The organism is Burkholderia sp. HI2714 (assembly GCF_002223085.1).
Classification (GTDB): Bacteria; Pseudomonadota; Gammaproteobacteria; order Burkholderiales; family Burkholderiaceae; genus Burkholderia; species Burkholderia lata_D.
Map to the genome: position 1 here is coordinate 18,663 of NZ_NKFM01000065.1, position 14,138 is coordinate 32,800.

The window sequence follows — 14,138 nt, forward strand, 5'->3', positions numbered from 1 at the left end:
ACGGCGCCGGTCTCTCGGGGGATCAGACGAAATGAAGATCAAACCGCAATGCACAGGTACCGGGCCGCTGCAGACACGCGTCGCACGGGGCACGATGATGGCCGCGATCCTCTGTTCGGGATGGCTGACCGTTTATGGCGCACTCGCGCAGGAAGGCGTCGAGTCGGCCGCGCTGACCAAGGGCGGCGCCAGCGCGCCGGCCGCGGTCGGCAAGGGGCCGATGCAGATGACGATCAGCATGGCGCCGGTGGCGGCCGCCGCGCCCGCCGCAGCGGCGGGGCCGCTGCGCGGACCGAACTGCGTCGGCGCCGTGCGCGAATCGACCAGCGTCAACGTGCCGCTCGGCAAGTCGCTGCTGGTGCCGATGCCGGAGCCGGTCCGTAATCGAACGATCGGCAATCCGGCCGTCGCGCAGGCCACGATGGTATCGCCGCAGACGCTGTACATCCTCGGGCTTGCGGTCGGCACGACCAACATGATCGTGCAGGGCAAGAGCGGTGCATGCCGTGTGATCGACGTCGCGGTCGGGGCGGATGCCGGCGGCCTGCAGGCGTCGCTGATGCAGCTGATGCCGAACGAGCGCGACATCCATGTGTCGACCGCCGCCGGCACGATCGTGCTGGCCGGCACGGTGTCGAGCTCGATGGCCGCGCAGCAGGCCGTGCAGATCGCCCGTGCGTACGGTGACAGCGCAGGCGATCCGGCGGGCGGCGGCAAGGCGGGTGGTGTGCTCAACATGCTGAACGTCACGTCGCCGCAGCAGGTGATGCTCGAGGTGAAGGTGGCCGAGGTGTCGAAGACGCTGATCAACCAGATGGGCAGCGCGCTCAACATCCAGGGCGGGTTCGGTTCGTGGAGCGGCGCGCTGGTCAGCAACCTGCTCGCGGGCGTCGCAACCGGGATCGCCTTCAGCAAGGCGAACAACAAGCCGTTCAACCTCGCGGCCGACGCGCAGAACACCGACAACCTGGTCAAGATCCTCGCGGAGCCGAATCTCGTGACGATCAGCGGCCAGGAAGCGACGTTCCTCGCCGGCGGCAAGATCTTCATCCCGATCCCGCAAAGCAGCGGCAACGGCACGTCGTCGATCACGCTGCAGGAAGAGGAATTCGGTGTCGCGCTGAAGTTCACGCCGACCGTGCTGGGCAATGGCCGGATCAGCCTGAAGGTCGCGCCGGAAGTGTCGGAGCTGTCGCAGACGGGCGTCACGCTGAGCGCGACCAACATCGGCGGCACGTCGATCCTGCCGCTGATCACGACGCGGCGCGCATCGACGACGGTGCAGATGGGTGACGGCGAAACGTTCGCGATCGGCGGGCTGATCAAGGACAACGGGACCGGCGCACTGAAGGCGCTCCCGGGTGTCGGCGAAATTCCCGTGCTCGGCGCGCTGCTCCGCAGTACATCGTTCCAGCAGGACCGCACCGAGCTGATCTTCGTGATCACGCCGCACCTGGTGAAGCCGCTGCAGACCGCCGACGTGCCGCTGCCGACCGACAGCTTCTCGAAGCCGAACGAAATCGACGTGTACGCGACGGGCAACATGGAAGGCCGCGGTGGTGTGCGCAAGCCTGGTGCTCAACCGGCGAGCGGCGCGGCAGCCGCACCGCAGACCCCGGCCCAGGCACCGGCCCCCGCACCGGTACCGCAATCGGAAGCGCCCGCCGGCCCGGCCGCCGCGCTGCCCGCACCGCGCGCGCCGCAGGGGGCGGACGCACAGCCGCCGGCGCCGGCCGAGCCACAGAAGACGCCTGCACCTGCACCGGTTGCCGCAGCCGTACCGCAGCACGATACCGCCAACGCGGCCCGCATCGCGCGCATCGAAGCCGCCGCCGCACGTCTTGCGGCAGCCGGTTCCGACACGCCGGCCCAGCCGGCGGGGCAGCCGAAGCGCCGGACACCGGCGGCGGCCCATGCGCAGCAGGTCGTGCGCGTGAGCGCGGCACCCGAATCCACCGATCGTTGAAGCCATCCAAGGGGACGCTCATGAAATCCGCCTACCTCGTTATCGTGCGCCGCGTGGCGCTCGCCGCACCGCTCGCGTTCGCGCTTGCCGGCTGCATGTCGTCGACCCCGGTGTGGGACACCCGCTTCGGCGATTCGGTCCGCGCCGTGACCCAGGCCCAGATCATCGACCCGCATGCCGGCGAACACGCGGCCTCGGTGTCGGCGCCGGGGGTCGACGGCGCTGCCGCCGCGGCCGCGCTCGACAATTACGACAAGTCGTTCAAGCAAACCGTGCCGCCCGCCAATGCGTTCGTGATCGGCATCGGCAAGTCCACCCAGTAACGACGGCACGCTCAGGGAGAACGCCATGAACAGCGCAGCCCGTTATCCGAAAGTCATGCGTCGCAGCCTGCATCGCCAGCGCGGTGCCGTCGCGATCATCGTCGGCCTCTCGCTGGCGGTGATGATCGGGTTCGTCGGCCTGGCGCTGGATCTCGGCAAGCTGTACGTCACGCGCAGCGAACTGCAGAACAGCGCCGATGCCTGCGCGCTGTCGGCTGCGCGTGACCTGACTTCGGCCATCAGCCTGTCGGTGGCCGAGGCGGACGGCATCGCCGCCGGCCACCTGAACTTCGTGTTCTTCCAGAACAAGTCGGTGCAGATGTCGACGAACGCGAACGTCACGTTCAGCGACTCGCTGTCCAACGCGTTCCTGACGAAGAACTCGGTCACGACGCCGGCGAACATCAAGTACGTGCAGTGCACCGCGACGTTGAGCAACATCGCGCACTGGTTCGTCGAGATACTGAACGTGCTGCCGGGCACGAAGCTCGCGAACGCGGCGGAGGTGTCGGCCAGCGCGATCGCCACCGTCGGCGGCGGGCAGACGACCTGTGCGATCCCGGTGTTCGTGTGTCGCGGCCCGTCCGACCCGGCGTACAAGGTCGGCGACTGGATCTCGTCGCCGTCCGGGTCGTCGTCGACCTACGGGCCGGGCAACTTCGGCTGGGCGGCGCTCGACGGCACGACGAACGAAACCACGCTCTCCGGCGAGCTGTCGGGCAACACCTGCAACATCAAGAGCCCGCCGGATCTCGCCACCACGGGCCTGAAGTCGGCGTCGCTGCGCGCCTGGAATACGCGCTTCGGCATCTATACGAACGGCGCGAACGGCTCGAGCGGCCAGCCCGACTTCACCGGCTACGCGTATGTCGGCCCGAACTACGGGCCGCCCGGAACGGCCGGCATCAAGGGCGATGCGTACACGCAGTTCGTGGCCGACCGTGCAGCCTTCAAGTCCTACCAGGGCGACGGCGCGCCGCCGACGGGCAGCGGGATCAACACCAACGGCACCGCGACGGCGAGCAACTACCAGACTTTCGGCAGCGACCGCCGCGTCGCGCTCGCGCCGGAGGGCGACTGCTCGACGCTGTCGGGCAGCAGCGGCAAGGTGCATGTCACGCAATGGGATTGCGTGCTGATGCTCGATCCGCTGCCGTTCAGCTCCGGTAGCGGCCCGCTTGTCGCGCACCTCGAATACCTCGGATCGTCGGTCTCCGGCAACAATCCGTGCGCGACGCACGGCTTGCCGGGCAGCGGCAGCGCGTCCGGGACCCAGGTCCCGATGCTCGTTCAATAGCGGAGAGCGGATCATGAAAAAGCCCCCGTTTCGCCGTTCGCGCACCCGAGGCGCCGTCGCCGTCGAGTTCGCGCTCGTGCTGATGCCGATGATCATGCTCGCGACCGGCGTGGCCGAGTTCGGCCGCGCGATCTACCAGTTCGAGACGCTGACCAAGGCGACGCGCGATGCGGCGCGCTACCTGTCGGTCTGGTTGCCGAGCGACAGCGCGTATCCGGCCTCGCAGGCGCAGTGCCTCGTCGTCTACGGCAGCACGACGTGCGGCGCCGCCGGCACCGAGCTGGTGCCGGGGCTCACGACGTCGATGGTGACGATCTGCGACGCGCAGCGCACGACCGGCTGCAGCGACACGTCCGACCCGGCGCAGTTCGCGAACCTGCCGACCTACGACTCGAACAACAACGCGTCAGGCGGCACCGCGACGGGCGCGATCAACGTCGTCGAAGTGAAGATCACGGGCTACAAGTACCAGCCGATCCCCGCGTTCCCGGGGCTGCCGTCGATCACCTTCAACAACATCGTCACCGTGATGAGGCAAGTGTCATGAACACGCGCCATGCCCACCCGTCGCGCCGGCGCGCCCAACGCGGCTCGGCGATCGTCGAGTTCGCGCTGATCGCATCGATCCTGATCATGCTGCTGATCGGCATCTTCGAATTCGGCCGCGTGCTGTTCTACTGGAGCACCGCGAGCGAAGCCGTGCGCCTGGGCGCGCGCACGGCGGTGGTCTGCGACGTGAATGCGGCCGGCGTCGTGAAGCGCGTGAGATCGCTGCTGCCGCTGCTGTCGAACGCGAACGTGTCGGTGAACTACTCGCCCGCAAGCTGTGACGTGAATTCGTGCGCGTTCGTGACAGTCAGCGTCACGAACGTCACCGTCAAGACGATGATCCCGTTCGTGAACGTCACGGTGACGATGCCGCCGTTCACGACGACACTGCCGCGCGAAAGCCTGACTTCCGCGACCGGCGGCGCCAACTGCAATTGATCGAACAGGCGAGGCACACGACATGATCAACATTCTCGTAGCTTCCGACGACACCGCGCGACTCACGCAGATCGCGCGCCTCGTGGCCGACTGCGGACGCTATCGCGCGACACGCGCGACCGGCCGCCCGTCGCAGATCGAACATCGCACCGACGGGCTCGACGCGTTCGACATCCTGCTGGTCGACGGCACGTCGCTCGACCCGTCCGAGCTGTCGGCGATCGAGCGCATCTGCCGCGCGCACGCGGGCCTGACCTGCATTCTCGTGACGGCCGATGCGTCGCCGCACGTGCTGCTCGACGCGATGCGTGCGGGCGCGCGCGACGTGCTGCAGTGGCCGCTCGACCCGCAGGCGCTCGGCCACGCGCTCGAACGGGCCGCCGCGCAAAGCACGCGACGCGACACCGACGATACGCGGATCGTGTCGTTCATGTCGTGCAAGGGCGGGGCCGGCACGAGCTTCGCCGCCAGCAACCTCGCATTCGAGATCGCGGAAGGCTTCAAGCGCCGCGTGCTGCTGATCGACCTGAACCAGCAGTTCGCCGACGCGGCGTTCCTCGTCAGCGACGAAACCCCGCCGTCGACGCTGCCGCAGCTGTGCGCGCAGATCGAGCGGCTCGACAGCGCGTTCCTCGACGCGAGCGTCGCGCACGTGACGGAAAACTTCCACGTGCTCGCGGGCGCAGGCGATCCGGTCAAGGCCGCCGAGATGCGCGAGGACGCGCTCGAATGGATCCTGGGCGTCGCCGCGCCGCGTTACGACTTCGTGGTCTTCGACGTCGGCGTCTGCATCAATCCGCTGTCGATGGTCGCGCTGGATCGCAGCGACCAGATCGAGCTCGTGCTGCAACCCGCGATGCCGCACGTGCGCGCGGGCCGCCGGTTGCTGGAGATCCTCGTGTCGCTCGGCTACTCGACCGACCAGATGCGGCTGATCGTGAACCGCGCGACGCGCGCGAGCGACCGCACCCGCACGGCGCTCGAGGAAGTGCTCGGCCTGCACGCGGCCTGCATGATTCCCGACGATGCCGACACCGTGCTCGAAGCGATCAACCAGGGCCATCCGGTGTCGCGGGTCGCGCGTGGCACGGGGGTCGTCCGTGCGTTGCAGGGGTATGCGAAGCAACTCGTCGAAGGGGAGGTGCGCGCGGAGCACGGCGCGACGCACAGCGAACCGCTGATGTCCCGGCTGTTCGGCCGCAAGGCCACGCCGAAGCTCAAGTCCATGTAAATCTTTCGGGGAACCATCATGTCATTGCGCGAACAGATGTCCTTGCAACGGGCCCAGCCGCCGGCGGCGGGCAGCGACCCGGCCGGCCCGGCCCATTCGTCGGTGCGCGACGCATACCAGAAGCTGCGCCGCGAAATCCACCTGGCCGTGCTCGAACGCGTCGAGCTCGAGCGCCTGTCGCGGATGCCGCAGGAATCGGTCCGCATGGAGATCGGCCTGCTGATCACGCGCATCCTCGACGAGGAGCGGCTGCCGGCGAACGACATCGAGCGGCGGCAGCTCGCGATCGACGTGTACGACGAGATGTTCGGTTTCGGCCCGCTCGAAGCGCTGCTGCGCGACCCGAGCATTTCCGACATCCTCGTGAACACGTACCGGCAGGTCTATGTCGAGCGCTTCGGCCAGCTCGAACTGACCGACGTGACGTTCTACGACGACGCACACCTGATGAAGGTGATCGAGAAGATCGTGTCGCGCGTCGGGCGCCGCATCGACGAATCGAGCCCGATGGTCGACGCGCGGCTGCCCGACGGCTCGCGCGTGAACGCGATCATCCCGCCGTCCGCGATCGACGGGCCGTTGATGTCGATCCGGCGTTTCGCGGTCAATCCGCTGAAGATGGACGACCTCGTGCGCTACCACAGCCTGACGCCGCCGATGGCCGAGCTGCTCGACGCGCTGTCGCGCGCGAAGGTGAACGTGCTGGTGTCGGGCGGCACCGGCAGCGGCAAGACGACGCTGCTCAACATCCTGTCCGGCTTCATTCCGCGCAACGAGCGGATCGTGACGATCGAGGATGCCGCCGAACTGCAACTGCAGCAGCCTCACGTGCTGCGGCTCGAAACGCGACCGCCGAACATCGAAGGCAAGGGCGAGATCACGCAGCGCACGCTGGTGCGCAACGCGCTGCGGATGCGCCCGGACCGGATCATCCTCGGCGAAGTGCGCGGCGCCGAAGCGCTCGACATGCTCAACGCGATGAACACCGGCCACGAAGGCTCGCTCGCGACGATCCACGCGAACACCCCGCGCGACGCGCTGACGCGGCTCGAGAACATGGTCAGCATCTCCGGCCTGACGCTGCCGCCGAAGACGATGCGCCAGCAGATCACATCGGCGATCTCGGTGGTCGTGCAGGCCGCGCGGCTGACCGACGGCAGGCGCAAGATCGTCAGCATCCAGGAACTGACGGGGATGGAGGGCGACATCATCAACATGCAGGAGATCTTCACGTTCAAGCGAACGGGCGTGGACCGCGACGGTTCGGTACGCGGCCACTTCTGCGCGACCGGCGTGCGGCCGAAGTTCGTCGAGCGGCTGCAGGCGTTCGGCATCAACCTGCCGGATTCGCTGTACGACCCGTCTCAGCGGTACGAGACGAACTGACGACAGGGCGCCGTTCGCTGCCGGGGAGGCTTCATGAACACGATCTTTTACGGTTTTGTGATTCTCACCTTCGTCGCGGTGGTCCTCGCGATCGAAGGCGGTTATCAATGGTGGAACGCGCGGCATGGCGCTGCCGCGCGCCGGATCGAATCGCGCATCCGCTCGATGTCGGCCGGCGGCAACGTCCAGCAGGAACGGCTGTCGATCCTGAAGAAGCGGATGCTCGACGAATCGAAGCCGTTCGACCGGCTGCTGCTGCGCATGCCCCGCGTGCATCGGCTCGATCTCGTGATCCAGCAGTCGGGCCTCGACTGGACGCTGCCGAAGCTGATCATGCTCAGCGTGGCGTTCGCGGCGTTCGCGTGGGTTGCGCTGAGCTTCGCGACGTTGCCGCAGCTCGCGGCGCTGCCGGTCGCGCTGTTCGCCGGATGCCTGCCGATGATGTACGTGATGCGCTGCCGCGGGAAGCGGATGCGCAAGCTCGAGCGGCAGTTGCCGGACATCTGCGACATGATCGCGCGCGCGCTGCGTTCCGGCCACTCGTTCACGAGCACGCTCGGGATGGTCGGCGACGAGTTTCCCGATCCGATGGGCGGCGAGTTCAGGGTCACGTTCGACGAGGTCAACTACGGCGTGTCGCTGCACGACGCACTGCTGAATCTCGTCACGCGCGTGCCGGTGCAGGACCTGCGCTACTTCGTGATCGCGGTGCTGATCCAGCGCGAGACGGGCGGCAACCTGGCCGAGCTGCTCGACAGCATCGCCGCGCTGATCCGCGAGCGTTTCAAGCTGTTCGACAAGGTGCGCGTGCTGTCGGCGGAAGGGCGGCTGTCGGCATGGATTCTCGGGCTGCTGCCGTTCGGCACCGCCGCGGTGATGGCGCTGCTGAACCGCGAATTCCTGTCCGTGCTCTGGGAGGACCCGGCGGGGATCCGGATGGTCGGCACGATGCTGGTGTCGATGCTGTTCGGGCTGATCTGGATCCGCCGTATCGTCCGCATTCGCGTCTGACGCGCGAGCCGTATAACGAACCGTTGCGAGGCTGTCATGCAAAACCTGAGCGTAGTCCAGGCCGTGATGCTGGGCGGCTTGTTCCTCTTCGTGGCCGGCGGCGCGCTCGTCGCGATGCTGCTGTTCGCGCCACGCAGCATCCAGCGCCGGATCCAGCAGGCCGGCGGGACCGGGGCGGGCGCGACCGGCGCGGCGGGCACGGGCGACGGCGACGACCTGGCGTCGCGCTGGGTCGCGAAGCTGGTCGAGCTGTCCACGCCGATCTCGAAGCTGTCGGTGCCGAAGGAGGGCTGGGAGAATTCACCGCTGCGCATCCGGCTCATGAATGCCGGCTGGCGCAACCAGAGCGCGGCCGCCCTGTATTTCACCGCGAAGACGGCGCTCGCGCTCGGGTTGCCGTGCGTGGCGTTGATGGTGCTGATCACGACGTCGCTCGGCGACGAGCGTGCGATCCTGTCGGTCATCCTCGTCGCGCTCGCCGGCATCGGCTACTACATCCCGAACGTCGTGCTGTCGCAGCGGGTCAAGGTGCGCCAGCAGAAGATCTTCGAGGATTTCCCGGACGCGCTCGACCTGCTGACGGTGTGCGTCGAAGCGGGGCTCGGGCTCGATGCCGCGCTGATGAAGGTGAGCGAGGAGCTGCGGTTCAGCAGCGAGGTGGTCGCGAGCGAACTCGACCTGCTGCTGCTCGAGATGCGCTCCGGCTTCACGAAGGAGACGGCGCTGCGCAATCTCGCGCTGCGTACCGGCGTGGAGGACATCGAGTCGTTCTGCGCGATGCTGATCCAGGCCGACCGCTTCGGCACGAGCATCAGCGAATCGCTGCGCGTGCTGTCCGACATGCTGCGCACGCGGCGGCGGATGCGCGCGGAAGAGCGGGCCGCGAAGATCGCGCTGAAGCTGCTGTTCCCGCTGATCTTCTTCATTTTCCCCGCACTGATGATGGTGCTGCTCGGGCCGGCGATGATTCACGTCTATCGCGTGCTGCTGCCGACGTTCGTGGGCATCGGGCAGTGAGTGGCGCAGCGGCGTTGCGCCGGTTTCGTCGATCAAGGTTTTGCGTGCCGGACGGCCACCCCCGCCGGCCGGCACGGTAACAGGCTTCATGGAGGCTCCCTCCCCAGGCGGCGCCGCGAGACAGGTTGACCATAGCGGCGTCAAGGCATCCTGGACCCATGGTCGGCCATGGAACGAGCCGTAGTCCACCGCCCACACGGGTGGCCCCCTACTGCTTTCGCAAAACCTGCGATGGCGAATCGGCGCGGGCGAGCGCACAGGCATGCCGATAATCGGTCGCCGTCCTGTTGAAGTGCCGGCGAAACAAGCGCGCCAGGTAATCGCCGTTGCCGAGCCCGCAGCGGCGCGCGATGGAGTCGATCGACAGCGCGGTGCGTTCGAGCATCCGGCACGCGTTGGCCAGCCGGACTTGCGTCAGATAGGCGATGGGCGACGTGCCGATTATCCGCGTGAAATTGCGCAGCAGGGTGCGCTCGCTCATGGCGACGAGGCTGGCGGCCTGTCGCACCGTCACCGGGTGGGCGAAGTTGCATGCCATCCACTCGGCGACGTGCCGAATTTTCGTCGGCATCGGCCATTCGTTCAGCGGCGCGCGGATCGTTGCGGATTCATTCGGGTCACCCGCGTTCGACGCTGTCGCTCGACGCATGAAATGACATCGTGTTGTTACGCCGAAGCGATTCGCCATTCATGTCATTTTTATCTCCGCAGTTGCAGATCGGGCAGGTAAAGGGGCGAATATCCGAGGTGAATGGCAGCAAGCGTGGTGTCCTGTCGTTGGAGGGCGGGTATTGTCGATGCCGATTCGGACAGATGGTGTCCTGATGCGGGACACCATGCTCGCCATCTGCCGATTCGTGTCGACACCTGTCGTGGTGATTCGGATTCCATATTTAGTCGATTCGGATCGACGCAAACCGGGTCGCAGCTTGCGCCGTCCGACTATCGATTCTCGGCGTGAGATGCAACCATCGCATCGAGCCGCGTAGCGATCAGCGCGAACAGATCCCGCCGCACCGTGATTCGTCCGTCGGGCAGACGCGCGGCGGACGCATGCAGGGAACGGTCGAGCGTGTCGAGCGCCGACGGGATGTCGAGCGCGCCCGCGATGGCCCAGTGTCCCGAGCGCTTCCGGGGAAGCTCGCGTGCATCACCGGCGAACAGCGCGATTTCGGTGCGGGCGTGATCGAGCGACCTGTTCAATGCACCGTTTGCGCCGATACAGTTCCAGCAGAATCCATCGGACCGACGTGCAGCCGGTTTGACGACGTGCACCACGATGTCGGCGCCGGCGGCAGCACGATCGCGAGCGATGCGCCAATCCAGTCGCGTAGGCTTTGACCTTGGTCCGGTGAGCCATGCTTGTGCCTCGTGTTCGTCGATTCCCCACAACCGCAACGCAATGCGAAGTGCCGTCCGGTCGCCGTGCACGGCGCGCGCTTTCGATGCGTTGTCGAGGTTCGGGTTACCGATGGGTTGGGTCATGGGTGGGATTCGCAAGTGAAGGGATGCCGATGGTGCGCCTCCATCGGGTCAAAATCTGTCCCGTTCCGTTTGGAAGTGCAGATCTCGTGTTGTCGAGCGGGATCACACGAATTATTTTTGGGGCGCCGCTATTGCCGGCCGGATCTCGGGACGTCATTTGTCCCGATGCGCGGTTAACGTAGCGAACCGAATGATCGACGCAGCCGGATACACCGCTCGCAATCGAGCGGAGTCGACCGCGAGAAGTTCGTCGATCTGATCGGCAGGTTCTCTCCGAACAAAGGTCGGAGAGGTTGTACGGCGCACGATTTTCCGTGGAAAGCAGCGCCGCTCCCGTGCCATCGTTTCGGTTTCGGCGCTGTCGCAATGGCACGCCGTCTGACCGAATCGATGCGCGCACAACTTAATTCGAGGTTTGAACATGACCCATTACCCGTCACCGCTCGAAAGTCTTGCGGCGTTTGCCATTGCGTTCGCCGCCGGCGTGTTGTCGACGGCCGCGCTCGCCAAATACATCGACAAGGTGGCGGCCGATGCACGGCGAGTGGCGACGGAAGGCAACTGAGCGCGCCGTCGGGCGCCGGCATGCCGGGGGGCGGGGCGTGCGTGCTGGCGGCTTTGCCCGAATCTCCGATGTCTGGGCGGATCTCCGAGCGAAGGGGCATTCAAGAAATCGGGTCGGGTGCCGTTAACCAGTGAGGTTCCATTTTCAACGCCCGGATTGATCGCTATGCCAGACCTCGATCGCGACATCATGCGCCTGTTGCCGGATGCCGGCACTCAGGCCGATTACGTGACCACGCCAGACCTGTATGTGCGCATGCAGGAGACCGTGCCCGACATTCCGTCGATCAAGACCGTGCTGCGTCGTCTCGCCGAACTGGAAGCACGCGGGCTGGTCGAGACCGACCGGCGCGGCACGGCATCGGTATGGCGGCGCAAGGCCGGCGCGAGCGGGATGGCCGCGAAGGCCGGGTCGATCATGAGCTTCGACGAGGCGCTCGCGCTGCAGACGCTACGGCGCTTTTCGTCGCGGCAAATTCCGGGACTCGTGGCCGATTCGATTTCCGCGTTGTTTCAGATCGCCGAAACGCGGCTGCAGCGGCCGGTCAGCGAATCCGAGCGCAAGTACGCCCGCTGGACGACCAAGGTCGCGGTCGAGAGCGGAGGCTTCTCGCTGCACTATCCGGCCATCGATCGCAAGATTTTTGCGGCGGTGTCGCGCGCGCTGTTCGAAGAGCGCAAATTGCGGATCGTTTACCGGCCGCGCCACAACGCGGACAACGAGAAGTCGAAGGTCGTGCTGCCGCTCGGCCTCGTCGAAGTCGGCGGTCTCGTCTATATGGTGGGGGGCACGGAAGGCCGGCCGGACCCGACGCTGTACCGGATGGACCGGCTCTGGCGCGCCGAGGCGATGCTCGAATCGTTCGATTATCCCGCGTCGTTTTCGCTCGAAGTCTACGTCAAGCAGCAGCGCCGCTTCGACTTCATGGTCGACAAGGAAGTGGCGCTTTCGCTCAAGTTCGTCAACCAGGCCGGCGACCATCTGCTGGAGGCGCCGCTGTCGCTCGACCAGACGACGCGTCGCGCCGACGATGCGCTGTTCGTGCAGGGCACCGCGATGCTGAGCCAGCGGCTGCGCTGGTGGCTGCGATCGTTCGGCCCGAACGTCGAGGTGCTGGGTCCGGCGAGCCTGCGCGCCGAACTGGCGGCCGAGGCACGTGCGCTCGCGCAGATCTACGGCGAATAGCGGGCGACGCATGGCACTGATCTTTCCGAGTGGCTGGGATGCGCTTCCCGTCAGTGGCGCGGCACAGCGCGAAATCGAGACGCTCGAGACGTTGCGCACCGGCCTGCCGGACAGCTACACCGTCTACCACGGCGTGCACTGGACTCAGCTCGACAAGGGTTTTGCCATTTTCGGCGAGGCTGATTTCGTGATCGTGGGGCCGTCGGGCCGTGTGCTGGTGATCGAGCAAAAATCCGGCTTGCTCGAAGAAACCCCTGACGGACTGACCAAGGTGTACGGGACGACCCGCAAGAGCGTGCGGTCGCAGTTGGCCCGGACGATCGCCGGAATGCACGGCCGTTTTTACGCGGCGTTCGGCGCGACGCGGTATCGGCTCGAGGAGTTGCTGTACTGCCCGGACTACCGTGTGGCGCAGCCGGACATCGCCGGCGTCAACCCGGCGCGGATCGTCGACTCGGAACGCCGTGCCGAGCTGGCGTCGATCATCCAGACGATCCTTCCCGCCGACGAACCGCGCCTTCCCTCCGTCGACCGGATTCACGCGTTCCTGGCCGACGAGCTGTCATTGATCCCGGACGTGGGCGCGGCGATCGGCGCGGCGGCCCGCATCGTCACGCGAATTTCGGGTGGCCTCGCGACGTGGGCGCGCGCGATCGAATGCCGGCCGTTTCGCCTGCGGGTGATCGGCACGGCCGGCTCCGGCAAGACGCAGCTCGCGCTACGCGTGCTCGAAGACGCATCGAAGGCCGGACGGCGGGCGCTCTATCTGTGCTTTAACCGGCCGCTGGCCGATCATCTGCGGCGGATCGCGCCGGCCGATGCCACCGTGCTCACCTATCACACGCTTTGTCAGCAGGCCGCAGCCCGACACGGCGTCACGCTCGACTTTTCCGACGGAAACGTGTTCGAGCGGCTCGAACGCGTGTTCGGCGGCTCGACACCGAGCGACGCCGAGCGTTTCGACACGATCATCGTCGACGAAGGGCAGGACTTTCTGCAGGAATGGGTGGCGCCGATCGAGCGGCTGCTCCGCGGCGACGGCCGGCTGTGGTGGCTCGAGGATCCGATGCAGAACCTCTATCTGCGGGACGGTGTCGAGCTGCCGGGCTGGGTCGAAGTGCGGGCCATGTCGAACTATCGCAGCCCGCGGGACATCGTGCGCTTCGTCGGCGCGTTCGCAGGCGCGCCGATGGGATTCGAAGCGGCCAGCCCGTTCGACGGCTCGGACGTCGGCCTCATGACCTACGCCGACACGAGTGCCGCGCAGACGACGCGGCAGGCGATCGATGCCGCGCTCGCAGCCGGATTCGCGCTGCCGGACATTGCGCTGCTCAGTTTTCACGGGCGAGACAAGTCGCTGTTCACCGTGCTGGACCGGCTCGGCAGGCACACGTTGCGCAGCTTCACCGGCACATACGATGCGCGCGGCGAGCCGGTTTACCGGGAGGGCGAGTTGCGCTTCGAATCGGTGTTCAGGTTCAAGGGGCAAAGTGCGCCGTGCGTAATCCTGACCGAGGTCGATTTCGAGAAATTCGACGAGATCGCGCTGCGTCGGCTGTTCGTCGGCGCCACGCGCGCGACCGTCAAGCTGATCGTCGTGATGTCCGACCGTGCTGCACGGATGTTGATGGAGCGGATCGGGTAGCGGGCCAAACCGGGAGCGGGACGGCCACTGACGTGGACGT

14 protein-coding genes are annotated in these 14,138 nt (G+C 66.7%); 12 read left to right on the forward strand and 2 right to left on the reverse strand.

The features are described 5' to 3' along the window. Window positions 1-31 precede the first annotated feature (31 nt). The 9 genes from CFB82_RS35700 to CFB82_RS35740 are packed head-to-tail and all read left to right on the forward strand — an operon-like array spanning window position 32 to window position 9,218. Entirely contained in the window at window positions 32-1,966 is a 1,935-nt protein-coding gene (locus CFB82_RS35700) for a type II and III secretion system protein family protein (RefSeq protein WP_089487087.1), read from the forward strand. A 20-nt stretch (window positions 1,967-1,986) separates the two neighbouring features. Further along, complete coding sequence (locus tag CFB82_RS35705) at window positions 1,987-2,289, forward strand: hypothetical protein (protein WP_069249608.1); 303 nt, start codon at window positions 1,987-1,989, stop codon at window positions 2,287-2,289. A 25-nt stretch (window positions 2,290-2,314) separates the two neighbouring features. Then, entirely contained in the window at window positions 2,315-3,586 is a 1,272-nt protein-coding gene (locus CFB82_RS35710; RefSeq protein WP_089487088.1) for a pilus assembly protein TadG-related protein, read from the forward strand. 13 nt (window positions 3,587-3,599) lie between these two features. After that, entirely contained in the window at window positions 3,600-4,133 is a 534-nt protein-coding gene (locus CFB82_RS35715) for a TadE/TadG family type IV pilus assembly protein (protein WP_089449535.1), read from the forward strand. Next, the gene (locus CFB82_RS35720) at window positions 4,130-4,573 is read left to right on the forward strand and encodes a TadE/TadG family type IV pilus assembly protein (protein ID WP_089487089.1); all 444 of its coding nucleotides are present in this window, start codon (window positions 4,130-4,132) and stop codon (window positions 4,571-4,573) included. Before CFB82_RS35715 ends, CFB82_RS35720 begins: the two co-directional genes overlap by 4 nt. Before the next feature lie 22 nt (window positions 4,574-4,595). Continuing rightward, window positions 4,596-5,804, forward strand: coding sequence for an AAA family ATPase (locus CFB82_RS35725; RefSeq protein ID WP_089449534.1), 1,209 nt, complete (start codon window positions 4,596-4,598; stop codon window positions 5,802-5,804). Between the two features lie 18 nt (window positions 5,805-5,822). Next, the gene (locus tag CFB82_RS35730) at window positions 5,823-7,190 is read left to right on the forward strand and encodes a CpaF family protein (protein ID WP_069249603.1); all 1,368 of its coding nucleotides are present in this window, start codon (window positions 5,823-5,825) and stop codon (window positions 7,188-7,190) included. 33 nt (window positions 7,191-7,223) lie between these two features. After that, complete coding sequence (locus CFB82_RS35735) at window positions 7,224-8,201, forward strand: type II secretion system F family protein (protein ID WP_089487090.1); 978 nt, start codon at window positions 7,224-7,226, stop codon at window positions 8,199-8,201. 36 nt (window positions 8,202-8,237) lie between these two features. Continuing rightward, entirely contained in the window at window positions 8,238-9,218 is a 981-nt protein-coding gene (locus CFB82_RS35740) for a type II secretion system F family protein (RefSeq protein WP_069249601.1), read from the forward strand. Between the two features lie 208 nt (window positions 9,219-9,426). Here the strand turns inward: CFB82_RS35740 and CFB82_RS35745 are convergent, their stop codons facing one another. Together CFB82_RS35745 and CFB82_RS42660 are read right to left on the reverse strand one after the other, a co-directional pair. Continuing rightward, window positions 9,427-9,867, reverse strand: a complete 441-nt coding sequence (locus CFB82_RS35745) for a helix-turn-helix domain-containing protein (RefSeq protein WP_218829082.1) — start codon at window positions 9,865-9,867, stop codon at window positions 9,427-9,429. Between the two features lie 293 nt (window positions 9,868-10,160). Further along, window positions 10,161-10,703, reverse strand: a complete 543-nt coding sequence (locus CFB82_RS42660; protein WP_143751019.1) for a hypothetical protein — start codon at window positions 10,701-10,703, stop codon at window positions 10,161-10,163. Window positions 10,704-11,124: 421 nt separating this feature from the next. Between CFB82_RS42660 and CFB82_RS43505 the strand changes: the two genes are divergently transcribed. The 3 genes from CFB82_RS43505 (at window position 11,125) to CFB82_RS35760 (ending at window position 14,098) form a co-directional block, all read left to right on the forward strand. Further along, on the forward strand, window positions 11,125-11,268 hold the full coding sequence (locus CFB82_RS43505; RefSeq protein WP_174946787.1) for a hypothetical protein: 144 nt from the start codon (window positions 11,125-11,127) through the stop codon (window positions 11,266-11,268). A gap of 165 nt (window positions 11,269-11,433) precedes the next feature. Then, the gene (locus CFB82_RS35755; protein ID WP_069249598.1) at window positions 11,434-12,453 is read left to right on the forward strand and encodes a helix-turn-helix transcriptional regulator; all 1,020 of its coding nucleotides are present in this window, start codon (window positions 11,434-11,436) and stop codon (window positions 12,451-12,453) included. Between the two features lie 10 nt (window positions 12,454-12,463). After that, entirely contained in the window at window positions 12,464-14,098 is a 1,635-nt protein-coding gene (locus tag CFB82_RS35760; protein WP_089487093.1) for an ATP-binding domain-containing protein, read from the forward strand. Window positions 14,099-14,138: the final 40 nt, after the last annotated feature.

What these genes read in the sequence shown, in the direction of transcription:
- CFB82_RS35700 (WP_089487087.1), top strand. Translation starts at nt 32, where the DNA reads ATGAAGATCAAACCGCAATGCACAGGTACCGGGCCGCTGCAGACACGC.
- CFB82_RS35705 (WP_069249608.1), top strand. Translation starts at nt 1,987, where the DNA reads ATGAAATCCGCCTACCTCGTTATCGTGCGCCGCGTGGCGCTCGCCGCA.
- CFB82_RS35710 (WP_089487088.1), top strand. Translation starts at nt 2,315, where the DNA reads ATGAACAGCGCAGCCCGTTATCCGAAAGTCATGCGTCGCAGCCTGCAT.
- CFB82_RS35715 (WP_089449535.1), top strand. Translation starts at nt 3,600, where the DNA reads ATGAAAAAGCCCCCGTTTCGCCGTTCGCGCACCCGAGGCGCCGTCGCC.
- CFB82_RS35720 (WP_089487089.1), top strand. Translation starts at nt 4,130, where the DNA reads ATGAACACGCGCCATGCCCACCCGTCGCGCCGGCGCGCCCAACGCGGC.
- CFB82_RS35725 (WP_089449534.1), top strand. Translation starts at nt 4,596, where the DNA reads ATGATCAACATTCTCGTAGCTTCCGACGACACCGCGCGACTCACGCAG.
- CFB82_RS35730 (WP_069249603.1), top strand. Translation starts at nt 5,823, where the DNA reads ATGTCATTGCGCGAACAGATGTCCTTGCAACGGGCCCAGCCGCCGGCG.
- CFB82_RS35735 (WP_089487090.1), top strand. Translation starts at nt 7,224, where the DNA reads ATGAACACGATCTTTTACGGTTTTGTGATTCTCACCTTCGTCGCGGTG.
- CFB82_RS35740 (WP_069249601.1), top strand. Translation starts at nt 8,238, where the DNA reads ATGCAAAACCTGAGCGTAGTCCAGGCCGTGATGCTGGGCGGCTTGTTC.
- CFB82_RS35745 (WP_218829082.1), bottom strand. Translation starts at nt 9,867, where the DNA reads ATGCGTCGAGCGACAGCGTCGAACGCGGGTGACCCGAATGAATCCGCA.
- CFB82_RS42660 (WP_143751019.1), bottom strand. Translation starts at nt 10,703, where the DNA reads ATGACCCAACCCATCGGTAACCCGAACCTCGACAACGCATCGAAAGCG.
- CFB82_RS43505 (WP_174946787.1), top strand. Translation starts at nt 11,125, where the DNA reads ATGACCCATTACCCGTCACCGCTCGAAAGTCTTGCGGCGTTTGCCATT.
- CFB82_RS35755 (WP_069249598.1), top strand. Translation starts at nt 11,434, where the DNA reads ATGCCAGACCTCGATCGCGACATCATGCGCCTGTTGCCGGATGCCGGC.
- CFB82_RS35760 (WP_089487093.1), top strand. Translation starts at nt 12,464, where the DNA reads ATGGCACTGATCTTTCCGAGTGGCTGGGATGCGCTTCCCGTCAGTGGC.